We start from the raw sequence: 26,807 nt of genomic DNA on the forward strand, positions 1-26,807 counted from the left end.
AACTGTCGCAGCGGTTGCCGGGTTATATGGTGCCCGCCGTAGTGATGGTGGTTGAGGCGATTCCGTTGACGGTAAACGGGAAGCTGGATCGGCGGGCCCTGCCGGCCCCGGATTACGCCGACACCGACAGCTACCGCGCCCCGTCCACCACGGTCGAGGAGATCCTTGCCGGCATTTACGGCAAAGTTCTGGGGTTGGAGCGGGTCGGGGTTGATGACTCGTTCTTCGACCTGGGCGGCGACTCCCTCTCTGCCATGAGGTTGATCGCTTCGATCAATGCCGGCCTGGATGTTGATATCGCCGTGCGTACGTTGTTCGATGCACCCACGGTGGCACTGCTGGCTCCACGCATCGACATGGCTACCAGCGGGCTTCCCGCTCTGACAGTCCAACAGCGGCCCGCCCTTATCCCGCTGTCCTACGCGCAGAACCGGATGTGGTTCCTCAACCGGTTCGACAGTGGCGCAGCCACATACAACATGCCGACCGCGTATCGGATCAGTGGACGACTCGACACCGACGCCCTCGCAGCGGCGTTGGCTGACGTGGTGGGCCGCCACGAGAGCCTGCGGACATTGTTCCCCGCGGTTGACGGTGTACCGCGGCAGGTTGTAGTGCCCGCAGACCAGACCGACATCGGGTGGGAGGTCGTTGACGCCTCCGGCTGGTCCACGGAGCGGCTGCGGGAGGTGATCCACGAGATCATCGGGTACAACTTCGACTTGTCCGCTGAAACACCGCTGAGGGCAACCCTTTTCCGGGTGGCCGCGGACGAGCACGTGCTGGTGGCGGTGGTCCATCACATCGCCGGCGATGGCTGGTCGATCGGGCCTCTGGTACGTGACCTGGGCATGGCGTATGCATGCCGGTGCGCGGGACAGGCACCCGGCTGGGCACCGTTGCCCGTGCAGTACGTCGACTACACCCTATGGCAGCGCGAGCATCTGGGCGATCTGACCGACCCGGACAGCCGCATCGCCGGGCAACTGGCCTACTGGGAGGAGGCGCTGGCCGGGCTGCCCGAGCGGTTGGAGTTGCCGACCGACCGGCCCTATCCGCCGGTGGCGGACCACCGCGGCGCCACCGTGATGGTCGATTGGCCGGCCGAGTTGCAGCAGCAGGTCGCGCGAGTGGCCCACGAGCGCAACGCCACCAGCTTCATGGTGGTCCAGGCCGCACTGGCCGTGTTGCTTGCCCAATTGAGTGCCAGTTCCGATGTGGCAGTCGGGTTCCCGATCGCTGGGCGCCGCGATCCGGCGCTCGACGAGTTGGTCGGGTTCTTCGTCAACACGCTGGTGCTGCGGGTGGATCTGGGTGGTGACCCCACGGTCGCAGAGGTGCTCGAGCAGGTGCGTCAGCGTGCGTTGGCAGCCTTCGAACACCAGGACGTGCCGTTCGAGGTGCTGGTCGAGCGGCTCAACCCGACCCGCAGCCTGGCCCATGAGCCTGTGATCCAGGTGATCTTCGCCTGGCAGAATCTGCCCGGCCTGGACAATGATGCGGCGACCGCGCTCAGTCTGGGTGATGTGCAGGCCGCCCCGCTGGAGGCTGATACCCAGACTGCCCGCATGGATCTGGTGCTTTTCCTCCGAGAACACTGGACCGACGCCGGTGAGCCTGCTGGAATCTGGGGCTCGGTGGAATTCCGGACCGATGTGTTCGATGCGGCGAGCATCGAGACCCTGATCGAGCGGTTGCGCCGGGTGTTGGTGGCGATGACGTCTGATCCGGGTCGTCGGCTGTCGTCGGTGGACCTGCTCGATGCGTTTGAGCAGGCGCGTTTGGACGAAGTCGGTCACCGGCGTGTGTTGGCCCGCTATGGCACGGAATCATCGATTCCTGAGCTGTTTGCCGGCCAGGTGGTGCGGGCTCCTGATGCGGTGGCGGTGCGGTTCGACGACCGGTCGTTGACTTACCGTGAGCTTGATGAGGCATCGAACCGGTTGGCACACTCGCTGGTTGGGGTTGGTGCCGGCCCGGGGCGCTGTGTCGGTTTGTTGACAGGCCGGTCGGCCGATGCGGTCGTCGCGATTATGGCTGTGCTGAAGTCGGGGGCGGCGTATCTGCCGATCGACCCGGCCCATCCGGAAGCGCGTGTGCAGTTCATGCTGGCCGATGCTGCGCCGGTGGCGGTCCTGACCACGGCTGGTTTGGTTGATCGGATGGCAGGCTGTGGTGTCCCGGTCCTGCGGATTGATGATCCCCGCATCGACTCCTTGCTCGGCACGCCTGTGGCGTCGGCTCCGGCGGCTGACGACGTGGCCCACATTATCTACACCTCGGGCACCACGGGCGTGCCCAAAGGTGTTGCCGTCACTCATCAGAACGTGACGCGACTCTTCGATGGTCTGGACGTGGGTCTCGAGATGGGCCCGGGGCAGGTGTGGGCTGCGTGTTCGTCGTTGGCTTTCGACTATTCGGTATGGGAGATCTGGGGCGCCCTACTGCACGGTGGGCGTTTGGTGGTGGTGCCCGAACAGCTGACGCGGTCACCGCGCGAGCTGCAGGCGTTGCTTGTCGACGAGCGGGTGACGGTGTTGAGTCAAACTCCGTCCGCGGTGGGGATGCTCTCGCCGGAAGGACTGGAATCGGTGTCGGCGTTGATGGTGGCCGCCGAACCGTGCCCGCAGAAAGTGGTGGAGCGGTGGGCGCCGGGCCGGGTGATGATCAACGGCTACGGCCCGACCGAGACAACGGTGTACGCCACGATCAGCGCTCCGCTACAGGCCGGGGCGGGTGTCGTCCCGATCGGTGTGCCGGTCCCGGGCGCCGGGTTGTTCGTGTTGGACCAATGGTTACGCGAAGTCCCGCCAGGTGTGGTGGGGGAGCTGTATGTAGCCGGTCGGGGCGTCGGCCTCGGTTATGTGCGCCGGCCGGGGTTGACCGGGTCACGTTTTGTCCCTTGCCCGTTCGGGATGCCGGGGACCCGGATGTACCGCACCGGGGATCGGGTTTCCTGGGGAGCCGATGGGCAGCTGCGGTATGCCGGTCGCGCGGACGAGCAGGTCAAGATCCGCGGCTACCGCATCGAACTCGGCGAAATCCAGTCGGTGTTGGCGTCCCATCCCCGCGTCTCCCAAGCGGTGGTCGTCGCCCACACCACCACGTCCAACGCGAGCCAGGGTGAGCCGACCGCCGACAAGCGGTTGGTGGCCTATGTCGTCCTGGACCCGGAGATGATGCTGGTCCGCGAGTCTGCCCGCGAAGCGGAACTCGTAGACCAGTGGCAGGGCGTGTATGAGGGCCTGTACTCGGGGGAGTCGTTCACCACGGGCACGCCCACCGAACTGGGCGAGGACTTCGGGGGCTGGAACAGCAGTTACACCGGCGATCCAATTCCATTGCCGCAGATGACCGAATGGCGTTCGGCTGCGGTAGACCGAATCCTGGCGCTGCGACCGCGCCGAGTGCTGGAGATCGGTGTGGGCTCGGGGCTGCTGCTTGCGCACGTGGCCCCGGAGTGCGTCGAGTATTGGGCAACGGACTTCTCGCCACCGACGATCCAGACATTGCGGACGAAAGTGGCCGGGCAGCCCTGGGCGGACCGGGTACGGTTGCGGGCGCAGCCGGCCGACGCCCCCGATGGGATTCCACAGGGCCACTTCGATGTAGTGGTCCTCAATTCAGTCATCCAGTATTTCCCGAGTGCGGGCTATCTGCTCGATGTTCTGGCCCTGGCGATGCGGTCATTGGCGCCCGGCGGAGCCCTGTTCCTCGGCGATGTGCGCAACCTGTCGTTGTTGCGGGCGTTCACTACCGGGGTGGTATGCGCCGGCGGTCAGGACGGGCGTGACAGTGAGGACACCGCTGCGGCAGTAGGTGAGCGGGTGCGTCGCGAGATTCTTGCCGAACAGGAGCTCCTGGTGGCTCCCGAGTTCTTTGCCACACTGCCACAACATCTCGGCGACATCGCCGCCGTCGAGGTGCGACTCAAGGACATGCAGGCGGTCAACGAACTCAGCGGCTATCGGTATGAGGTGGTGCTACGCAAGGGGCCGATCCCTGTGCGCTCGGTTGCGAACCTACCGTGCGAACCATGGCAGCGGTTCGGGGGCCTGGCGAGGTTGGGCGAGTATCTGCGGTCCGAAGGGTTACCGGAGCTTCGCATCTCCGGGGTTCCTCATGCCGGAATCTGGCAGGACGTCGAGCTGGTACGCGAGCTGGACAAGGCGGGTGACCGCGAGTATGTCAGCGAATTACGTTCCGGCATTTCGGCTTCCGAGGCAGTGTTACCGCATGACTGCTTACAGCTGGGCCGGGAGCTCGGGTACGCCGCGGCCGTGACCTGGTCGCCGTGTGATGGTCTGGTCGACCTCATCTACACGCGTGCCGCCGCGTCATCGGGCGACGGTGCCGTGCTGGCGCTGTCGGATCTTTACCTGCCCGGCACTGCAGCGGGCTCGCTGGCCGCATACGTCAATGACCCGTCTGCGATCGAACGAGCCGGGGAACTGCGTCGTTTCGCGGGGGACAAGCTGCCCGAATACATGGTGCCCACGGCGATCATGGTGTTGGACGCCCTGCCGCTCACCGTCAACGGCAAACTCGATCGCCGGGCACTGCCGAACCCGGAGTTCAACAGTGGGGTGGCCTACCGGGCTCCTCGTGACCAGCGCGAGCGGGCTCTGGTCGCCCTGTTCGGTGAGGTTCTGGGGGTCGCCCGAGTCGGCATCGACGACGGGTTCTTCGACCTGGGCGGACACTCCCTCACCGCGACGCGATTGGTCGCGCGAACCCGGGCCGAGCTGAACGTCGAGGTGACGATCCGGGCTTTGTTCGATGCCCCCACCGTGGCCGAACTGTCCGAGTGGATGAGCGCACATGCCGGGGATCGGGCCGGCGCGGCGCTGACCGTCCAGGAGCGGCCCGCGGTGCTGCCGTTGTCGTATGCCCAGCAGCGGTTGTGGTTCCTGGACCAGTTGCAGGGCCCCTCACCGGTTTACAACATGCCTACCGCCTACCGGATCACCGGGACGTTGGATAGCGAAGCGCTGGGGGCGGCGCTCACCGATGTGGTGGCACGCCACGAGAGCCTTCGTACCGTCTTTACGGCGGTCGATGGGCTACCGCAGCAGGTCGTGATTCCCACGGAGCGGGCGCAGTTCAGTTGGCAGGTGGTGGATGCCCGCGGGTGGCCGGAGTCGCGGCTACGGGAGGCTGTCGACGCGACGGTGCGGCACTGCTTCGATCTGGCCGGCGAAGTCCCGGTCCGGGCAACGCTTTTGCGCGTCGACGAGAGTGAGCACGTACTCGTTGTCGTGGTCCACCACATTGCTGCCGACGGTTGGTCGATCGCGCCGATGGTGCGCGATCTCGGGATGGCCTATGCCGGCCGATGCGTGGGCCAGGTTCCCGACTGGTCGCCACTACCGGTGCAGTACGTCGATTACACGCTGTGGCAACGCGACCAACTGGGCGATCTCAATGATGCCGACAGTCCGATCGCCGCCCAGGTGGCGTACTGGGAGCAGGCGTTGGCGGGGCTGCCCGAGCGGCTGGAGTTGCCGACGGATCGGCCGTATCCGCCGGTCGCCGACTACCGCGGAGCCAGCGCGGCGGTGGAGTGGCCGATTGAACTGCAGCAGAGTATCGGTCGACTGGCGCGCGAGCACGATGCCACCAGCTTCATGGTGCTGCAGGCGGCACTGGCGGTGCTGCTGTCGAAGCTGAGCGCCAGTTCTGATGTGGCGGTGGGTTTCCCAATTGCGGGGCGGCGCGATCCGGCGCTCGATGATCTGGTGGGATTCTTCGTCAACACCCTGGTGCTACGGGTGGACCTCGGCGGAGACCCGACCTTCGCCGAGCTCATGGCCCAGATACGTCAGCGCAGCCTGGCCGCCTACGAGCATCAGGACGTGCCCTTCGAGGTGCTGGTGGATCGGCTCAACCCGATCAGGAGCCTGACCCATCACCCGTTGATCCAGGTGATGTTCGCCTGGCAGAACTTCGTCTCAGGAGACAGCGGTGATTCTGGCGCCGATCCGCTTCTGAGCGACGTGCAGGTGACCCCACTTCCTGCCGACACGCAGGCTGCCCGCATGGATCTGGCCTTCTCGCTCGAGGAGCGCTGGACAGGGAGCGGAGCGCCGGACGGAATCGTCGGCTCCGTCGAGTACCGCACCGACGTGTTCGACGCAGACAGCATTCGGAAACTGATCGAACGACTGGAGCGCGTGGTGTCGACCTTGACCACCGATGCCCATCAGCGGGTGTCGTCGGTGGACGTGCTCATTGCCGGCGAGCGGGATTGCCTGGACGAGATCGGCAACTGTGCGGCACTCGCCACCTCCACGATGGTGTCGGTCCCGACGTTGTTCAGTGAGCAGGTGGCCCGCGCACCGCAGGCGGTGGCGGTGACGGATGCCGGCGTTCCACCCCAGTCCCGTCGAAGCCGCACGAAGACCTATCAGGAACTCGACGAGGCGTCGAATCGGTTGGCGCACTTGCTCGAAGGTATGGGTGTCGGGCCGGGGCAGAGTGTCGCGCTGCTGTTCAACCGTTGCTCCGAGGCGATCGTGGCGATGCTGGCTGTGCTCAAGACCGGAGCGGCCTATCTGCCGATGGACCCGGCACACCCAGAAGCACGGATCGCTTTCATGCTCGCCGACGCCGCGCCGAGTGCCGCGATCACCTCCGCAGTGCACCTCGATCGCCTGGCCGCAGCCGGCATGGCCGTCATCGACATCGATGACCCTCGCATCGACGGCCACCCGAATACGGCGTTGCCGCCACCGGAGGCTGACGAGATCGCCTACCTGATATACACCTCGGGCACCACCGGTACCCCCAAAGGCGTAGGCATTACGCACCACAACCTGACGCACCTCGCCGCCTCGATGCCGACCGGACTGCCGGCCAATCAGGTATGGACACAGTGTCATTCGTACGCATTCGACTTCTCGGTGTGGGAGATCTGGGCGGCGCTGTTGACCGGCGGACGGCTGGTTGTCGTGCCGGAAGAGGTAGTCGGCTCACCGGAGATCTTCCACGATGTGCTGGTTTCAGAAGCCGTCAATGTGCTGACCCAGACCCCATCGGCAGTGGCCGCTCTCTCGCCGGAGGGCTTGGGATCGACTGCGCTACTGCTCGGCGGTGAATCCTGCCCGAGTGACGTGGTGGACCGATGGGCGCCCGGGCGCGTGGTGATCAATGCCTATGGTCCGACCGAGACGACGGTGTACGCGTCGATGAGCGCGCCCTTGACGACGCCGGACTCGGCGGGACCGCGGGTGGTCCCGATCGGTGCCCCGGTGACCACGTCGGCGTTGTTTGTGCTGGATCAATGGCTGCACCCGGTCCCCGCCGGGGTGGTGGGCGAGTTGTACGTGGCAGGCCGTGGTGTGGCGTGCGGGTACATCGGCCGGTCCGCATTGACCGGGTCGCGGTTTGTGGCCTGCCCGTTCGTCGGGCCGGAAGATCCCGCAACCCGGATGTACCGCACCGGTGATCTGGTGTGTTGGGATGCCGGCGGCCAGTTGCGCTACTTGGGGCGTGCCGACGAGCAGGCCAAGATCCGTGGCCACCGCATCGAACTCGGGGAGATCCGAACAGCATTGGCCGATATGGACAGAGTAGGCCAGGCCGCGGTGGTGCTCCGGGAGGACCATCCCGGAGACCAGCGCCTGGTCGGCTATGTCACCGAGTCTCTGGCCGGCGCGGTAAACCCGGGTCAGGTGCGAGCGAGGCTGGCCGAACGGCTGCCGGTCTATATGGTTCCGGCGGCGGTCATGGTCGTGGATGCACTTCCTTTGACCTCCAACGGAAAACTCGATTTGCGCGCTCTGCCGGCACCTGAATACGAGGCCGGCCAATACCGGGCCCCCGAGACTCCCGTCGAAGAGGCCCTGACCCGCATCTACGCTGAAGTGCTCGGTCTGGAGCGCGTCGGGGTCGACGACTCGTTCTTTGACCTCGGCGGCGATTCTCTGCTGGCGATGCGGGCCGTCGCCGCGATCAACAAGGCCACGGACGCACACCTGGCCGTACGCGTGATGTTCGAGGCGCCGAACGTGAGAAGCCTGGCTCAGCGGATCGGAAATGTGGACAGTGCTGAGGAAGTGGTCCCCGTCGACGTCCTCAGGGCGGGCTCAGGCGCTCCCGTGGTCTGCATTCACGACGGTTTCGGGTTGAGCTGGTCGTATCGGGCACTCGGCGAATACCTGGACTGCCCGATCATCGGAATCAATCAAACGACGACAGCCGACCAGGCAGATCCCGTATCGATAAACAACCTGGCAACGATCTATGCGGACCGCGTTCAAGCCCTTCACCCGGATGGCCCCTACAAGCTCCTCGGCTGGTCGTTCGGTGGCGTCGTCGCACAGGCGCTCGCCGTGGAGCTACAGCGCCGAGGATGCGAAGTCCAGCGTCTCGTACTCCTGGACGCCGCATTGAGGACGAACAGACTCACGACCGGCGCCGACAGGCTCGTCGCCGAGAACCGGGTGCTGGCCGAAGGTCTCGTGTTGGAATACATCTTGCAGACCAACAACATCGACGTGCCACCGCACCGGAGGCCCATCGACTATCAGCGGGCGGAAGAACTGATTCGGGAACAGGGTGCGCTGGGGTTCGCTCTCCCGCCAAAGCCGTTGCTGGAGTTCATGGCCCAAAATCTCAACGATAACCAGCTCCGCCTGCTCGATCACGCGCCCGAGGTATTCGATGGCGATGTCGCCGTTTTGATGGCCACGCGGCACCGAAGCAAAGACGGCGCACCAGGACTACGGTCCCGCTGGCATGAGATGCGGAATCGGCGGGCCGCTCGGACCCATCTGCAAAGCTGGCGGCCGTGGATTGCCGGCGAGATCAACGCGCACTCGGTCGACTGCACGCACTACGAGATGTTTACGCCCAGGGCGCTCAAAGAGTACGGAAGCCGACTCAGACTGTTATTGGACAGCTGACAGAACCGGTCACCATATCCCCGGCAGCATGCGGTATCGAACCTTCTGCATGTAGTCGCGGTATCCGTCCAGCTCTGCCGCGAGGAACTTCTCCTCATCCTGGATGCGTAGGGCGAACAGCAGGATGCCCGGGATCAGAAACATGAGGCCCCAGAAGGAACCGAGCGCAAGGGGTATTCCGGTCAGAAGCAGCGCGTTGCAGGTGTACATCGGGTGCCGCACGAAGCCGTACAGGCCAGTGGAGACAAGCCGTTGATTCGCCTCCACCCGAACCGTCACGGCCGCATGGCTGTTCTGAACGAGCACCAGGCAAATCGCAGCCAGTCCGAGCGCGACCAGCACATCGCCGGCCAATGAGACCTCTGTGGCGACGACCGACCATTCGAAGCGGTGATCGACCGCGCTCACGACGAGCATTGCCGCCCAGAGCAATAAGACACCAACGACAATGACCTTCTGCTGTGGTCGTTCCTCGGTCGTGGGCAACCGCCGCAGCAGCACCGCGGGGTTCTTGCGCAGGAAATAGACCGCCGACACCCAACCCGAGACCACGAGTACTGCGAGAAACACCCAACCTCGCCAGTAGTCGAATGTGCCTGCCGAAGCAAATATAACCAGCCCGGTCAGTGTCATGCCGATGGAACTTGAAACCAGCATTCTGATAACGGTTTTCATGGGCCCTCCCGACGCTGAGCCATGACCCTCAGCTAACAGGATACGCCGTCGGCTCCCACTTCGGCGGAATCAAGATCGTCGGCCGATGTTCGGATCAGAGGCCGCCCATGCCCCTGGCCAACAGCGAGAGTCCGACAACTGCCAGGACCGCCGCCACGAACTTCTGGTGATGCGCACGGCCCCATTCATGCAACTTACGCAGTGCGGCTTGGGTTCTCGCGGGTATAACCACATTGCTGACGAGAATGATCTCCTCCACCAAGAGCACGCCGAAGACGAATATGATCGTTGTGATCACCTGGACGTCGAACGAGGCTCCTGAGGCCACGATGATGGCCAGTGCGAAGAGAACCCCATCGAGCGGTGGGAGCACTATGAGGCCGATGACGAAAGGAATCCAAGGGGACCCGTTCTGCCACGCGTCACGCGCGCGGCCCAGTAGCCGCCGGGGCAGAGACTTTTCGTCCCCGTCTGCATCGGCCGACTTCTCGGCGGGATGCAGGAACCTTGTGATGACTGGTGGTGCACCTGAATCGAGTACGAGTGTCGTGGTGCCGTCACCGTTGCCCCCCGCCTTGCGGTGGGCACCTGCGGGAGCAGGTGTCCGTAACACGCTGCGTGCCGCCATGAACGCACCGATCGCCAGCAGAAGCACACCCATCCCGATTGCACTGCGCTGCGCGACCGGATTCTCGGTGGGGTTGGCAAAATTCTTGGCGAAATCAGACGACGCCGGCGTGGAGTGGAGCACGAACAGTGGAATCAGGAGGGTGGTGAGCCCAACCAGCACCGCGCCCGTCCAGTAGGCGAGCAGGTTCTGCATGGGCCGCGGCCTGGAGAGCACCAGGATGATGATGCCGAGGCGCACAGGATTGATCGTCGTCAAGAGTGCCAGCACCGCCAACGAGCCCCACATGATCGGAATGCTACCTCGAATTCGTTTGCTGTTCTGTCATTTTGATGAACTTCTGTGAGAGCTGTCGGAGATCATTCGGCCGTACGAAAAGCAGGGCCGTGCTGGTCGTGGTGGCCGATACCTGGACTGCGTGAGACCCATCACGCATTGCCTCCGCGGACTTGATGGTGCCCTGCTTCTCTCTCCTGTCATGCTGATATCGATGCGATGAGATCAGTTGTCAAATAATCGGTTTCGTAACGAACGTGTGGCCGGACACCGAACCGGCGACCAAGAACCGTCCATCGCTTCCGGGTATGCGAGGACCTGTGGACGCCGAGTGGCCAGGCGGCGGCGAGGAGAAGGCCCGCCCTGAACGGGGATCAGGACCTCGCGCGGCCGATCCGCCGGTAGGGCAGCTCGGGGGCCCGGTCGGATGTTTGCTGATGGAGGCTCGCCCGAGTTTGTCGTTCCGCAGCATGTCAGACCGCTCCTGCGGGCAGGAGCTTTTCGCACAGCAGATCTGCCAAACCGTGCACGGTCGTGATTCCGGTGGCCGAGATCCGTATGCCTGTTTCGTTTTCGATGCGGGTGCGTAGTTCGAGTGCTCCCAGCGAGTCCATGCCGTACTCGGACAGCGGGCGGTCCGGATCGACGCTGCGGCGCAGGATCACGCCCACCTGATCGGAAATCACATGCCGCAGTTTGGCGGCCCATTCCTCCGGGGGCAGCTCATCGAGTTCGGCGTGTAATTTGCCGGTGCCCGTCGAGTTCTGGCTCGTGGATCGGAATGCCTCGCCGAAGGGGCTGCGTTCTGCGAACACGCTCAACCAGGGTGCGCCCGCGATCGGCGCGTATCCGGTGTACGCGCGGTCGTGACGCAGCACCGCCTCGAACGCATACGCGCCCTCGTCAGGAGTAATGGCGATTCCGGCGCCCTCTGCGAGTGCGGTACCGCGGCCGATCTGCCCCCAGGCGCCCCATGCGATGGCTGTGCCGGGCAACCCCTGGGATCGGCGCCACAAGCTGAAGGCATCCAACCAGCTGTTGGCGGCAGCGTAGGCGCCCTGCCCAGGGGAACCGACCAGTGCGGCCGCCGACGAGAACGAACAGAACCAGTCCAAAGGCTGGTCTGCGGTGGCCGTGTGCAGATTCCAGGCGCCGTAAACCTTTGGTGCCCAGTCTCGCTCGATGAGCTCATCGGTGATGTTGGTCAGTGCGGCATCCTCGATCACACCCGCCGCGTGCAATACGCCGCGGACTGCCTGCCCATCGGCGGTCGCCACTGCCACCAACCGCTCTGCGGTGCCGGACTCGGCGATGTCGCCGCACTCGACGAGCACGTCGACGCCGGTGGCGCGGATGCGCTCGAGGATCTCCGATGCCCGGGCGGTCGGCTGTGTCCGTGAGGACAGCACGATCCGACCACATCCGCCGGCCGCCATCTTCTCGGCGATGAACAGCCCCAGGCCTCCGAGGCCACCGGTGACGATGTACGCGCCGTCGGGCCGGAACACCTGCACCTGGGACGGCGGCACCACGAGCCGACTCGAACCGGTGTGTGGAATGCCGAGCACGAGCTTGCCGGTGTGCTGCGCGCCGCTGATCATGCGAATCGCGTTGGCAGCGTCGGCAAGTGGGTAGTGGGTGACCTCCGGCATCGGCAGATCGCCCTCCGCGGTCAGCAGATACACCGTTTCCAGCAACTCCCGGAGCCGGTCCGGATGGCTGACGGACATCAGCGCCAGATCGACGGCGTAGAACGACAGGTTGCGCCGGAAGGGGAAGAGTCCCAACCTGCTGTCGCCGTAGATATCCCGCTTGCCGATCTCCACGAATCGCCCACCGAATGAGAGCAGTTCGAGGCCGGCCCGCTGGGCCGCACCGGTCACCGAATTCAGCACGATGTCTACGCCGTAGCCATCGGTGTCCTGACGGATCCGATCGGCGAACTCCAGGCTCCGCGAGTCGTACACATGCTCAACACCCATGTCGCGCAGCAGTTGTCGACGCTGCTCGCTACCGGCGGTGGCGAAGATCTCCGCACCGGCGGCGCGGGCGATGGCCATCGCCGCCTGGCCGACCCCGCCGGTGGCGGAGTGGATCAGCACCTTGTCGCCGGACTTGATCCGGGCCATATCGTTGAGCCCGTAGTAGGCGGTGGCGGTCGCAATGGTCAGTGCGGCCGCCTCGGCGTCCGTCAGGCCGGCCGGCAAGGTGGCAGCCAGGCGTGCGTCGCAGGTGACGAACGTGCCCCAACATCCGTCGGCACACAGACCTCCGACCCGATCACCGACTTTGTGGTCGGTCACGTCGGGCCCGACCGCGGTGACCACTCCGGCGAAGTCGATACCGAGTTGGGGCAGGTGCCCGTCGAAGGCCGGATATCGGCCGAAGGCGACGAGCACGTCGGCGAAGTTGATGCTTGATGCGCTGACAGCGACCTCTATCTGCCCCGGTCCTGGCGGAACATGCTCGCAGGCGACAAGTTCCATCGACTCCAGGTCACCCGGGGTACGGATCTGCAGCCGCATCCGGTCGCGTTCGAGATGGGCGACGGTGGTCTGCCGCTCCTCGGGGCGCAGCGGGGCGAGGCACAACCGTGCGATATACCACCGGCCATTGCGCCACGCGGTTTCGTCCTCGTCGGATCCGCTGAGCAGCTGCTGTGCCAACTGATCCACGTCGGTGGCCTCGTCGACATCGATCTGGGTGGCGGTCAGGTGCGGATGTTCGGTACCGATGACCCGGATCAGGCCCCGTAGCTCGGCCTGGTCGAGATTGGCCACATCACCGGCCACCACCGTCTGGGCGTTACGGGTCACGACGTACAGACGAGGTAGTTCCCCGCTCATCTCCGGTAGTTCGCGGGCGATATGCACCATATGACGCACGTACTCGCGACCCAGCAATGGCGACTGGTCGTTGTGATCACCGTTGTTCGGCGACGTCAGGACCACCACGGCGGTGAATCGACCGGCCCGCAAATGGTTGGCGAGCTGTGCGCAGGTCAGTGAGTCGTCGGCTTGATCGGGCCAACTCATCGTGGTGCACTGTGCGCCGCGGTCTTTCAGAATGCTGCTCAACTTGTCGGCGACCACGTCGGGACCGTCGGACGCGCCGATGAGAAGCCAGGACCCGGCTTCGGCATATTCCACCTCAGGTAGCTCCCGTTGTCGCCACTCGACGGTCAGCAGCCGTTCGCTGAAAACCTGATCATCGTGTCCGCTGGCGGAGGCACCGGTGCCCAGGCGAAGTCCCTGCACGGTCAGCAGTACTGTGCCGTCCTTGTCGAGCACATCGATGTCGGCCTCGATACCGGTGGCATCGGCCTTGATCAATCGCGTGTGGCAGTAGTGCGCATTGCGAGCCGAGCCGTAGCTGCGTAGCCGTCGCACGCCCAGGGGCAATCCCAGCACGTCCCCGCCGAGTGCCTGAACCGCGGGATGTGCCTCGACCGATTGGAAGCAGGCATCCAGAAGTGCCGGATGCACTCCGTACGCGTCCTGCTGGGAGCGGATCGAGCGGGGGAGTGCAACCTCGGCGAGCACAGTGCGGGCCTCGGCCTCGCCGGTGAGTACGGTGACCAGACCGGTGAATGCGGGTCCGTACTGAATGCCGTGCCGGCCCACGCGATCACGCACCTCGGCGCCATCCTCGTCGCAAGGATGGGCGGTGATGACGGCGGACATGTCGTACGCAGGCGGTTGCTCGTCCACCGCGGTGTGCAGGACCGCGGTCGCGTGCCGCGCTTGCCGGCCCTCCTCGTCGGTCTCCACGGTGAACGCGGCAACTCCCGGAGACGACACCGAAGCTGAGGCTCCGACCACGGTCTGTTCGTCGAGAAGCAGCGCCTGCTCGAACCGGATGTCACGGACTTCGGAAGCCTCACCGAGCACGGCACTGGCCGCTGCCAGCGCCATCTCGCAGTACGCCGCACCCGGAAGCACTGCAACAGTGCGTATTTGGTGATCGGCGAGCCACGGCTGGGCGGCAGTGCCGACGTCTGCCTGCCACACGTAGCGTTCCGGTTCCTCGTGCAACCGGACGTTGGCGCCCAGCAGCGGGTGAACCGCGATGGTGCAACCGCCATGGGTCGGATGTTCCTGACCACCGCCGCTGAGCCACAGTCGGCGGTGTGTCCACGTCGGCAGTGGTGCCTCCACCAGCTGACCGTCGGGGCAGGCGACAGAGAAGTCGACGGCTGCGCCGGCACTGTGGAGATCAATCAGGAGTCCCCGCAGTCCATTCGGCATCGCAAGCTGCCGGCGCATCGCGGCCAGCGCGGCCATCGGCGTTTCGCGGCCGGCAGCCGTCTGTTCGAGGGCCCGGGTGAGCAGCGGATGTGGCGAGAGCTCGGCGAACACGCGGTAGCCGTCCTCCAGCGCGGCTTGTACCGCGGTGGCGAAACGCACCATCCGGCGCATGTTGGTCACCCAGTAGGCGGCATCGCACACCGGCTGCTCGCGCGGGTCGAACAAGGTCGCCGAATAGAACGGGATCTCCGGTGTCATCGGTTCGAGGTAGGCGAGCGCCTCGGCCAGATCTCCGACGATCGGCTCCACCTGTGGCGAGTGGAAGGCGACATCGACGGGAACCTCGCGAGCCATCACCCCGCGTTGTTCCCAGTCCGCTACCAGATCGCGCACCTTTTCCGTGGTGCCGGCGATCACGGTGGACTGTGGCGAAGCCACCACGGCCACCACGACATCGTTGATGCCGCGGCCGGTCAACTCCGAAAGTACTTGCTTGGCAGGTAACTCCACCGCTGCGGTGGCACCCTTGCCGGAAATCCGGGACATCAGCCGTGACCGGCGGCAGATGAGGCGCAGTCCGTCCTCCAGCGAGAGCGCCCCCGCGACGACAGCAGCAGCGGCCTCGCCGAGGGAGTGGCCGATGACGGCACCGGGGCGCACCCCGTGCGCTTTCATGGTGGCGGCCATGGCGACCTGCATGGTGAACAAGGTCGGCTGCAACCGATCCTGACCGGTGACGACGTCCGCCGCCGACATTGCCTCGGTCACCGAGAATCCCGACTCGGCGGCAATGATCGGCTCGGCCTGTGCCACCGTGGCGGCGAACACCGGTTCGGTCACCAAGAGCTCGGCGCCCATTCCCGCCCATTGCGAACCCTGCCCGGAGAACACCCAGACCGGTCCGCGGTCGTCGCGCCCGACCGCTGCTTGATAGGGAGTGTCGCCTCCGGCGACCTCACGCAACGCTGCAACGAGTTCCGGTCGGCTGTCCGCGCTGACGGCGGTGCGCACCGGTCGGTGTCCGCGCCGGCGCGCCAAGGTATACGCCAGGTCCGGCAGGGCGACATCCTCGTGTGCCTGCACCCAGTCGGCGAGCCGGCCCGCGGTGTTGCGCAGTTCGTCGGCAGACGTGGACGACAGCGGGAACAGCATCGGCGCCGCGATGGACGGGGATGGCGCGTCTGCAGCTGTGGGTTGAGATGCCGGTACCGGTGCCTGCTCAAGGATGGCGTGCACATTGGTCCCGGACAGGCCATACGATGACACCGCCGCCCGCCGGGGGTGATGTCCGTTGGTGCACCAAGGCGTTGTCGCCTGGGGCACAAAAAGATTGGTGTGAATCTCGGCAAGCTGATCGGGCAGCCGAACGAAATGCAGGTTCTGCGGAACCACGCCGTGCTGCACCGCGAGGACCGCCTTGATCAGCCCGATGGCTCCGGAGGCTGCCTGGGCGTGCCCCATGTTCGTCTTCACCGATGCGAGTGCACAGGGGCCGTCGACGCCGTACACCTTGGCCAGACTGGAGTATTCGATCGGGTCTCCCACCGGCGTGCCGGTGCCGTGCGCCTCGACCATGCCGACGGTGGCGGGGTCAACCCCGGCCGCGGCCAACGCCGCCCGGTACACCGCGGTCTGTGCGGCATCCGACGGCGTCGCGATGTTCACGGTATGACCGTCTTGATTTGCGGCCGTGCCGCGCACCACGGCCAGGATCCGGTCTCCGTCGCGTAATGCGTCGGGTAACCGCTTGAGCAACACCATCACGCAGCCTTCGCCACCTACGAACCCGTCGGCCGCGGCATCGAAGGCGTGGCAGCGTCCGGTCGCCGAGAGCATCCCCTCGGCTGAACCCGACGCGAACTTGCGCGGGTCCAGCGCCAACGTGGCGCCGCCGGCCAGGGCGAGATCACTCTCTCCCTCGTGCAGGCTGCGGCATGCCAGGTGTACTGCGGTCAGGCCGGACGAGCATGCGGTGTCCACCGTGAGCGCCGGGCCGTGCACCCCGAGCGCGTAGGCGATCCGCCCGGACGCCAGGCTGAAGTTGTTGCCGCTGAAGCCGTATGCCGCTTCCAGGGCTTGAGCATCTGCGGCCAGCATCTGGTAGTCGGCATGCGTCAGTCCGACGAACACCCCCGTCAGCGAGTCGGCCAGCGCATCCTGCGTGAGGCCCGCGTGCTCCATGGCTTCCCAGGAGGTCTCGAGCAACAGACGATGCTGCGGATCGAGCGCGGTGCTCTCGCGTTCGTTGATACCGAAGAATTCGGCATCGAAGCCGGCGACGTCGTCGATGAACGCGCCCCACTTCGACACCGACCGACCGGGCACCCCGGGCTCCGGGTCGTAGTATTCGTCGGCATCCCACCGGTCAGGCGGAACCTCGGTGACCAAGTCATCGCCCCGCAGGAGCGACTCCCACAGGCGCTCGGGAGAGTCGATGCCACCGGGAAGCCGGCACGACATGCCGATGACCGCGACCGGGGTGACAGTTGCGGCGGATGCGGGAGGGGAGAATATGCCGGCATCTGTGCCGGAGCGCTCTCCGCGCACAATTTCGGATGCAGTCAACTGCCCCTCCTCCCGGCGGGCCTTTCAGCGGTTCGACCGCTGTCGGGCTCGGTACCCTGCATTCGTGCGTTGAGCCGCGCAATTGTCTCGGTGTTTCCCAGGCACCGGCACGTGGCCCACTGCCCCCAGCGGGTCGTCACAATCAACCACACTAAGTTCGCTGCAGGTAGTTGTCCCAGAATCAGGACAATCCACGGTTGAGATGCAATCGATTTCAAATACTTCGTGCTCGGCCTTTCGGCAATATCGCTGTTGACGAGGTCAGGGGCCATGTGGTGAGCCGAGGCAGTTGATTGTCCGGCGTGAAACATCGGACGTAATGACGCCGGTGTGATTTACCCAGTCGGACAAATTCAGTTTGCTGCCAATTCCGATATGTGGCTGCTATTGCCGAGATACCCTGATGCCCGTGAGCGAGGCATCTATTTTGACGTTGCTATGTGAACGCGCCGGCCTGCAGGGCGACGACACGGCGATGACATTTGTTGATTATGAAAGCAATTGGGATGGCTCGCCGGAGAGTCTCACATACTCACAGCTTTATCGGCGCACCTGCGCACTCGCGCACGAACTGGAAGATCTCGGTTCGCCGGGTGACCGTGCCCTGATCCTGGCACCCCAGGGGCTGGACTACATCGTGGCCTTCTTCGGCGCGCTGCAGGCGGGGCGGATCGCCGTTCCGCTGGCGGTTCCGCTCGGGGGTGTCAGCGATGAGCGCGTCAGCTCGGTGCTGCTGGACGCGGCGCCAACGGCCATTCTCACCACCTCGGCGGTCGCCGGAGTGGTGGCCGACTACGTGAGATCGGACTCCGGGACAGGTCCGGCGATCGTCGAGGTCGACACGCTGGATCGCGGTGCCCCGGCACGGATCGGGCTGCAGGGCGAAAGTGTCACGGACACCGCCTATTTGCAGTACACCTCAGGATCGACTCGCCGGCCGGCCGGGGTGATGATGTCGCACCGAAACCTGCTGGCCAACTATGAACAATTGACCTCGGGCTACTTCGCGGAATTCAACAATGTCGTTCCCGAAGGCTCCACCATCGTGTCTTGGCTGCCCTTCTATCACGACATGGGCTTGTATCTGGGCGTGTGTGCGCCGGTGCTCGCCGGAGTGCCGGCCGTGCTGATGAGCCCAGTGGCGTTCCTGCAGAGGCCCGCCCGGTGGATGCAGATGCTGGCCATGAACGGTCGCACCTACACGGCCGCACCGAACTTCGCGTTCGAATTGGCGGTGCGCAAGACGTCCGACGAGGACATGGCAAGGCTCGATCTGTCGAATGTGCTCGCCATCATCACGGGTAGCGAGCGAGTGCATCCCGCAACGCTGGAGCGTTTCACCCAGCGCTTCGCCCGGCTGAACCTCGGCGCGTCGGTGATACGACCGTCCTACGGTCTTGCCGAAGCCACCGTGTACGTCGCAACCCGCGAATCGGGAGAACCGCCGGCGATCGTGCGCTTCGACTCCGAGTCGCTGACAGCGGGCACCGCGCGGCGGTGCCAGAACGGAGCGGGCACACCCCTGGTCAGCTACGGCACCCCGATCTCGCCGACGATCCGGATCGTCGATGCCGAGACGCGGACCGAGTGTCCGCCCGGAACCGTAGGGGAGATCTGGGTGCACGGGGACAACGTCGCAAGCGGTTACTGGCACAGGCCGCAGGAGACCGAATCCACCTTCGATGCGAGGCTTGTCGCTCCGTCGGCCGGTACGCCCGAGGGGCCATGGCTGCGAACCGGGGACTCGGGATTCATGTTCGACGGCGAGTTGTTCGTCATCGGCCGCATCAAGGATCTGCTGATTGTCTATGGGCGTAACCACTCTCCCGACGACATCGAGGCGACGATCCAGGAGATCAGCCGGAGCCGGTGTGCCGCCATCGCGGTCCCGGACGGCTCTACCGAGAAGCTCGTCGTCATCATCGAGGTCAGGAAGCGGGTCGAGGCGCCCGAGACGCCCGAGGACCAGCTCACTGCCGTCAAGCGCGAAGTGACGTCGGCGATCTTCAACACGCACAGCCTGGGCGTCGCGGATCTGGTTCTGGTGCCGCCTGGTTCGATTCCGATCACGACAAGCGGCAAGGTCCGGCGCGCGGCGTGCGTCGATCAGTACCGGCAGGGCGAATTCGCCCGCCTGGACGCCTAGGTTGCTGTGTGGGCGGACGGGAAGTGAACCTGGCCTACGAAGACCGTGGCGACGGTGAGCCTGTCCTGTTCATCGCCGGTCAAGGGGGAGTCGGCCGCACGTGGGATCTCTATCAGGTGCCCGCGTTCCGCGCTGCCGGCTATCGGGTGATCACCTTCGACAACAGGGGGGTTGGCGCGACGTCGGACACCGGCGGTTTCACCTCCGCGACGATGGTGGCGGACACCGCGGAGTTGATCGAGCGACTCGATATCGCACCCGTCCGGGTGGTGGCAGTCTCGATGGGCTCATATATCGCACAGGAATTGATGCTGTCCCGCCCCGAATTGTTGGGTCGGACCGCGCTGATGGCCACCCGCGGGCGGCATGACTGCACGCGCGAGTTCTTTCGTATCGCCGAACGTGATCTTGCCAATTCCGGTATTCAGCTGCCCGCCACGTATGAGGCGAAACTGCGCCTACTGGAGAGTTTTTCACCGAAAACCTTGAACAACGAGGATTTGGTGCGGGACTGGATCGATATGTTCACACGGTGGCCCGCGAAGCTGACGCCGGGGATCCGCGCCCAGTACGGCGTGGCCCCACAGAACGACCGCAGGGCCGCCTACCGGACGATCACCACACCGGTGCTGGTCATCGGATTCGCCGATGACCTGGTGATGCCCCCGTTTCTCGGAGCGGAGGTGGCAGATGCCCTGCCGAACGGGCGATATCTCGAGATCGCCGACGCCGGTCATCTCGGATTCCTGGAAAGGCCGAAAGCTGTGAACTCGGCCATCTTGAATTTCTTTGCAGAGTCAAACAATGACCATTCATGAGGTGATGACCGTTAGCCGCGGTAAATTCCGTTCCGCGTCGGAGGCCCCGCCAAATGCATTACGATCCCGTATCACGTTGGGAATGGACAGATATGGAGGTCGCCTGAATGCTCTACTGGTCAGGTTCGGATTATCCTGCTCGAACTGCCGCGTGTATGCCGTGACCCCGCGCCAAGGTCGGTCTTGGATGCGTACCGCATTCGGGTTGCCGGTACCTCGTGGGCGGCGGAATATGCACCGCCGCGGTTCTCGCAACGTGGATTGTCCGGACTAGGCCACGGATTCAGGGGGTTCGTGCTGTGGGGGTTCTGAAGCGGGTGTGGATTCCGCTGCTGGTATTGGTCGTCCTCGGTGCCGGCGGATTCACCGTCATGCGGCTGCACGGTGTCTTCGGCTCCCAGACCCGCCCCGCATACGCCGACACAGAGCTCGAGAAGCGTAAGCCCTACGACCCCAAACAACTGGTGTACGAGGTGTTCGGGCCTCCCGGGACCGTCGCGAACATCAGCTACTTCGACGTCGATGCGGAGCCGCGGTTCGTCGAAGGGGCAAGCCTGCCATGGTCGTTGAAGTTCCCGATGACCGAGGCCACGGCCATGGTCAATGTCATTGCGCAGGGCGATAGCAACAGAATCGGCTGCCGCATCATCGTGGACGACGAGGTCAAGGCGGAAAAGGTCGAAAGCGGCGAAAGCGCCTTCACCTATTGCCTTCTGAAGGCCGCATGAGTAACCAGGCGACCACCGTCAAACCGCCGTTCATCGCGCGGGTCATCCGTCTGCTTGCAGTGCCCATCATCCTCGGGTGGCTGGTGATCGCCTATGTCCTCAGCGCGATCGTCCCGCCGCTGGAACAGGTGGAGAAAGAGCACTCCGTATCGCTGATCCCCAACGATGCGCCATCGTTCGAGGCCATCCAGCGAATGGGCAAGAACTTCGGTGAAGCCACCTCGAACAGCGTGGCGATCATCGTCCTGGAGGGTGAACAGCCCCTCGGCGATGAGGCGCACCGCTATTACAACGATCTGGTTCGTCAGCTGAAGGCAGATCCGGCGCATGTGCAGCATGTGCAGGATTTCTGGGGGGATCCGCTCACCGCCGGCGCCGCGGAGAGCGCCGACAACAAGGCCGTGTACGTCCAGATGGGTCTCGCGGGTGACCTCGGCCAGTCACTGTCGAATGAATCCCTGGAAGCGGTCCGGGGCATCGTCGAGCGGAGCACGCCACCGCCGGGCATCAAAGCCTATGTCACCGGTCCAGCGGCCATAGTTGCCGATCTGAGTGCGAGCGGCAACCGGACAGTCCTACTGGTCACAGGGCTGAGCCTCGCGGTGATCCTGACGATGCTCCTGTTCTTCTTCCGGTCGATCTTCACCGCCGTGATTCTGCTGCTCTTGGTGGGCATCCAATTGCAGGTGGCGCGAGGGGTCGTCGCACTTCTCGGCGATCAGGGGGTCATCGGTCTTTCCACCTATGCCGTCAATCTTCTGGTGACACTCGGCATCGCGGCGGGCACTGACTACGGCATATTTTTCGTCGGGCGCTATCAAGAAGCGCGTCAGGCCGGCGAGGAACGGGAAGCGGCCTTTTACACCACGTATCGCAGCGTGGGCAAGGTGGTGCTGGCCTCTGGACTGACCATCGCCGGCGCGGTCTTCTGCCTCAGCTTCACCCGCCTGCCCTACTTCCGGACCCTGGGTATCCCGTGCGCTCTGGGCATGGTGGTGGCGGTAGCGGTGGCACTGACGCTCATCCCGGCAGTTCTGGCGCTGGGTAGCCGATTCAAATTGTTCGAACCCAAACGCAAGATCAGCGTCCGTCGATGGCGCCGGATCGGCACAGCGATCGTTCGCTGGCCCGCACCCATTCTGGTGGCCGCCTGCGCTGTGTCGCTGATCGGCTTGTTGGCACTGCCTGCCTACCAGCCCGGCTACAACGACCAGCAGTATCTGCCCAAAGACATTCCCGCCAATGCCGGATATGACGCTGCCGCCCGGCATTTCACGCAGTCGCTGATGGCGTCGCCCGACGTTCTGCTGGTCGAGGCCGACCACGACATGCGCAACCCGGCGGACTTCCTGATTCTCAACAAACTGGCCAAGGGCGTGTTGTCGGTTCCCGGGGTTTCCCGGGTGCAGTCGGCGACTCGGCCCGAGGGTATTCCCCTCAAGCACACGACGATTCCGTTCATCATCAGTGCCTCGAACGCGGGCCAACTGCAGCTCTTGCCTTTCCAGAAGGCCCGCATGAACGACCTGCTCACTCAGGCCGACGAGATTTCGAAAACGATAGCCACGATGCAGCGCATGTACGAGTTGATGCAGCAACTCGCCATCACGACCAGCAGCGTGGTCAGCAAGACCCACGACCTGGAAGATGTCACGCTCGAGTTGCGGGACCACATGGCGGATTTCGATGACTTCTGGCGGCCGCTTCGCAACTATCTGTACTGGGAGCCGCACTGTTTCAACATCCCGCTGTGCTGGTCCATCAAGTCCCTGTTCGAAGCGCTTGACGGTGTCGACAAGCTGACGGTGACGATGCACCGGCTGATCGGAAACCTCGATCAGCTCAATGCGCTTCTGCCGCAGATGATCGCCCAGTTTCCGGCCATGATCGCAACGATGCAGAGCACGCGGACCATGATGCTGTCGATGCGCAGCACCATGTCGGGGATCCTCGCGCAGATGGATGAGATGTCCGATGGCGCCACAGCTATGGGCAGAGCCTTCGACGACGCCCAGAACGACGATTCCTTCTATATCCCGCCTGCCGTTTTCAAGAACGCCGACTTCAAACGGGTCATGGACGTTTTCTTGTCACCGGACGGGAAAACGGCGCGCCTGCTCATCTCCCAGCGAGGCGATCCCGCGACACCCGAAGGTATCGCGCGGGTCGTTCCGATCAGAACGGCTGCTGAGGAGGCGCTCAAGGGAACGCCGTTGGAGAACGCCAGGCTCTACCTCACCGGGAGTTCGGCGATGGCGAAAGATCAGGTGGACGGGTCGACCTATGACCTCATGATCGCCGGAATAGCCGCGCTGTGCCTCATCTTCATCATCATGCTGATCATGATTCGCAGCCTCGTCGCGGCCATGGTGATCGTGGGGACGGTGGCACTGTCGCTCGGCGCGGCTTTCGGTATGTCGGTACTGATCTGGCAGCACATTCTCGGATTCCAATTGAACTGGATCGTGCTCGCGATCTCGCTCATCATTCTTTTGGCCGTCGGTTCTGACTACAACCTGCTGCTGGTGTCCCGGATGAAAGAGGAGATCAGAGCGGGCATCAATACGGGCATCATCCGCGCCATGGCCGGGAGCGGAAAAGTGGTGACGGTGGCGGGCCTGGTGTTCGCCTCGACCATGTTGGCGTTGCTGGCCAGCGACGTGCGCACCATCGGTCAGGTGGGTTCCACGATCGGTATCGGCCTTCTCTTCGACACCCTGATCGTGCGTGCGTTCATGACGCCGTCCATAGCGGCGCTGCTGGGCCGTTGGTTCTGGTGGCCACTGCACGTTCGGCAGAGGCCAGCCAGTGCGCTTCTGCGGCCGACCGGGCCTCGCCCGCTGGTCCGTTCCCTGTTGCTGAAACCCGACGAACGCTGACCGCGGTGAGCACCAAGCCGCCGTTTACTGCCAGGATGATCCACCGCCTGGCGGTGCCGATCATCCTCGCTTGGCTGTTGATCGTCGCGGTGCTGACTTTCGCCGTTCCGTCGCTCGAACACGTCGGGCGACAGTATTCGGTATCGCTGGTTCCCAAAGAATCGCCGGCGTTTCAGGCCATGCAGCGCATGGGCAAGAACTTCGGTGAGTCGGATTCCGACAGCGTGGCAATGATCGTCCTGGAGAGCGATCGACCACTCGGGGACGAAGCACACCGCTACTACAACGATCTGGTTCGGCAGTTGAAAGCCGACACCCGCCATGTCCAGCACGTGCAGGATTACTGGGGGGACCCCCTCACCGCGCCCGCGGTCCAGAGTGCCGATGACAAAGCCGTTTACGTTCAGCTGAATCTGGCGGGGAACCAAGGCGAATCCCTTGCGAACGACTCCGTGGAGGCCGTCCGAGACATCGTGGATCGGACACCGCCGCCCCCGGGGTTGAAGGCGTACGTCACGGGCGCCGCTCCGCTGGTCTCCGACATGAACCACGCCGGAGACAAATCCATCATCAAGATCACCGTGGTCTCGCTCGTGGTGATCTTGACGATGCTGCTCCTCGTCTACCGATCGATCGTCACGGCGGTCCTTCTTCTCATCATGGTGGGGATCCAGGTTCAGGCCGCTCGAGGAGTGGTCGCGTTACTCGGTGAGCATCAGCTCATCGGGCTGTCGACGTTCGCGGTGAATCTGCTGGTATCACTGGGGATCGCGGTCGGAACCGACTACGGCATATTCTTCCTCGGGCGCTACCAGGAGGCGCGGCAGGCGGGCGAGGATCGGGATTCCGCCTTCTACACCACATATCGAAGCGTGGCCAAGGTGGTCCTGGGTTCCGGGATGACCATTGCCGGAGCGATTTTCTGCCTGAGTTTCGCCCGGTTGCCGTATTTCCAGACGATGGGTGTTCCGACCGCCGTGGCGATGGTCGTCGCGGTCGTGGTGGCGCTCACCCTGGTTCCGGCTGTGCTGGTGGTAGGCGGTCGTTTCGGGCTGTTCGAGCCCAAGCGCAAGATCATCGTGCGGAGGTGGCGGCGGCTGGCGACGGCGATCGTCCGATGGCCGGCACCAATTCTCGTCACGGCCTGCGTGATCGCGCTCATCGGCTTGTTGGCGCTGCCGGCTTATCAGACGAGCTACAACGATCGCCTCTATGTGCCTGCCGACATTCCCGGCAATATCGGATATGCGGCCGCCGAGAGGCACTTTCCGCAGTCCCGTATGACGCCTGACGTCCTCATGCTCGAGGCCGACCACGACATGCGAACTCCCGCAGACCTGTTGATATTGAACAAGGTGGCCAGGGCGATTTTCGCCGTTCCGGGAATATCGCGGGTGCAGGCGATAACCCGGCCCGAGGGCAACCCGATCGATCGGACGTCGATACCGTTCCTGCTCAGCTTGCAGAATGCCAATCAGGAGCAGGTCATGCCGTTCCAGCGGGATCGCATGGAGGACCTGTTGAAGCAGGCGGACGACATGACCACGATGATCAATATCACGCAGCGCCTCTACGGCGTCGGCCTGAAATTGTCCAACACGACGCATCTGATGACGCAGGACACGCGTGAATTGGCGACCGTCACCGACGAGTTGCGCGACCACATCGCCGATTTCGACGATTTCTTCCGGCCCATTCGCAACTATTTCTACTGGGAGCCGCACTGCTTCGATATTCCGTTCTGCTGGTCGACGAGATCTCTGTTCGACGCACTCGACGGGGTCGACGCGGTTGCCGAAGGAGTGTTCGACCTCAGTGCGGAGACCGATCGGCTGGATGTGCTCATGCCCCAGATGATCGCCCAGTTCCCGAAGATGATCGAGAGCATGAGGGCGATGAGGGCCGCCATTCTCACCATGCACAGCACCATGGCGGGTTCCATCGCCATGATGGACGAGGTGAGCGAAGACGCCACCGCGATGGGTCAGGCGTTCGACGCGGCGCGAAACGACGACTCCTTCTACCTTCCGCCCGAAGTGCTGGAGAACAAGGACTTCAAACGCGCGATGAACCTGTTCTTCTCGCCGGACGGGAAGTCGGTCCGTTTCATCATCTCCCACCGGGGGGATCCCGCCACGCCCGAAGGCATCTCACGGGTCGAGGCGGTGCACAGGGCGGCCGAAGAGGCGCTCAAGCTGACGCCTCTGGAGAGCGCCAAGATCTACCTGGCCGGTACCGCCCCGACATTCAAGGACATGCGTGACGGCTCGACATACGACCTGCTGATCGCGGGCGTCGCCGCGCTCTGCCTGATTTTCGTCATCATGCTGCTGGTCACGCGAAGCCTGATCGCCGCGCTGGTCATCGTGGGTACGGTGGCGCTGTCGCTCGGTGCCGCGTTCGGATTGTCAGTGCTCATCTGGCAGCACATCCTCGGCATAAATCTCCATTGGCTCGTGCTCGCGATGTCTGTGATCGTTCTCTTGGCCGTCGGTTCCGACTACAACCTGCTGCTGGTGTCCCGGATGAAGGAAGAGATCGGGGCGGGGATCAACACCGGCATCATCCGGGCCATGGGCGGTAGCGGCAAGGTCGTGACGGCCGCGGGTCTGGTGTTCGCCTTCACCATGATGTCGATGGTGGCCAGCGATCTTCGCATCATCGGCCAGGTGGGTTCCACGATCGGTATCGGCCTGCTGTTGGACACCCTGGTCGTCCGTGCGCTCATGACGCCGTCCATTGCGGCACTACTGGGTCGCTGGTTCTGGTGGCCGCAGGTGGTTCGCCAGCGGCCGGCCAGTTCGATGCTGCGGGACACGGCTTCGCGTCCGGTTGTCCGGTCGTTGCTGCTGAGGCCAGAGGACACCTGACGCCGGCAATGCATTTTCCTAGGCAAATGCATAGCTGGGAGATCTGCGCAGCAAATTCTCAAAACCCTG

The 26,807-nt window shown here is 64.3% G+C and carries 9 protein-coding genes; 6 read left to right on the top strand and 3 right to left on the bottom strand.

Annotation, left to right across the window (positions count from 1 at the left end):
- A partial coding sequence (locus H977_RS0124165; protein WP_029110278.1) for a non-ribosomal peptide synthetase occupies nucleotides 1-8,906 on the top strand: 8,906 nt, incomplete at its 5' end.
- A gap of 9 nt (nucleotides 8,907-8,915) precedes the next feature.
- On the opposite strand, the gene H977_RS0124170 is transcribed toward H977_RS0124165, so the two are convergent.
- The 3 genes from H977_RS0124170 to pks2 all read right to left on the bottom strand — a co-directional run bounded on the left by H977_RS0124170 (nucleotide 8,916) and on the right by pks2 (nucleotide 17,246).
- Nucleotides 8,916-9,581: a methyltransferase family protein gene (locus H977_RS0124170; RefSeq protein WP_029110279.1), complete on the bottom strand. Its 666-nt coding sequence runs from the start codon at nucleotides 9,579-9,581 to the stop codon at nucleotides 8,916-8,918.
- Nucleotides 9,582-9,675: 94 nt separating this feature from the next.
- Entirely contained in the window at nucleotides 9,676-10,497 is an 822-nt protein-coding gene (locus tag H977_RS0124175) for a GAP family protein (RefSeq protein ID WP_029110280.1), read from the bottom strand.
- A 461-nt stretch (nucleotides 10,498-10,958) separates the two neighbouring features.
- The gene (gene pks2, locus H977_RS0124180; RefSeq protein ID WP_286162742.1) at nucleotides 10,959-17,246 is read right to left on the bottom strand and encodes a sulfolipid-1 biosynthesis phthioceranic/hydroxyphthioceranic acid synthase; all 6,288 of its coding nucleotides are present in this window, start codon (nucleotides 17,244-17,246) and stop codon (nucleotides 10,959-10,961) included.
- Nucleotides 17,247-17,706: 460 nt separating this feature from the next.
- Between pks2 and H977_RS0124185 the strand changes: the two genes are divergently transcribed.
- The 5 genes from H977_RS0124185 (at nucleotide 17,707) to H977_RS0124205 (ending at nucleotide 26,738) form a co-directional block, all read left to right on the top strand.
- Nucleotides 17,707-19,443 carry an AMP-binding protein gene (locus tag H977_RS0124185; RefSeq protein ID WP_029110282.1) on the top strand — a complete coding sequence of 579 codons (1,737 nt, stop codon included), beginning with the start codon at nucleotides 17,707-17,709 and terminating at the stop codon, nucleotides 19,441-19,443.
- Between the two features lie 23 nt (nucleotides 19,444-19,466).
- Nucleotides 19,467-20,261, top strand: a complete 795-nt coding sequence (locus H977_RS0124190; RefSeq protein WP_029110283.1) for an alpha/beta fold hydrolase — start codon at nucleotides 19,467-19,469, stop codon at nucleotides 20,259-20,261.
- A gap of 317 nt (nucleotides 20,262-20,578) precedes the next feature.
- Complete coding sequence (locus tag H977_RS0124195) at nucleotides 20,579-20,989, top strand: MmpS family transport accessory protein (protein ID WP_029110284.1); 411 nt, start codon at nucleotides 20,579-20,581, stop codon at nucleotides 20,987-20,989.
- Entirely contained in the window at nucleotides 20,986-23,868 is a 2,883-nt protein-coding gene (locus H977_RS0124200) for an MMPL/RND family transporter (protein ID WP_051289043.1), read from the top strand. The genes H977_RS0124195 and H977_RS0124200 overlap by 4 nt, the downstream gene beginning before the upstream one ends.
- A 35-nt stretch (nucleotides 23,869-23,903) precedes the next feature.
- The gene (locus tag H977_RS0124205; protein WP_051289044.1) at nucleotides 23,904-26,738 is read left to right on the top strand and encodes an MMPL/RND family transporter; all 2,835 of its coding nucleotides are present in this window, start codon (nucleotides 23,904-23,906) and stop codon (nucleotides 26,736-26,738) included.
- The last annotated feature ends 69 nt before the right edge of the window (nucleotides 26,739-26,807 follow it).

This window comes from Mycobacterium sp. URHD0025 (genome assembly GCF_000426065.1).
Lineage (GTDB): Bacteria > Actinomycetota > Actinomycetes > Mycobacteriales > Mycobacteriaceae > Mycobacterium.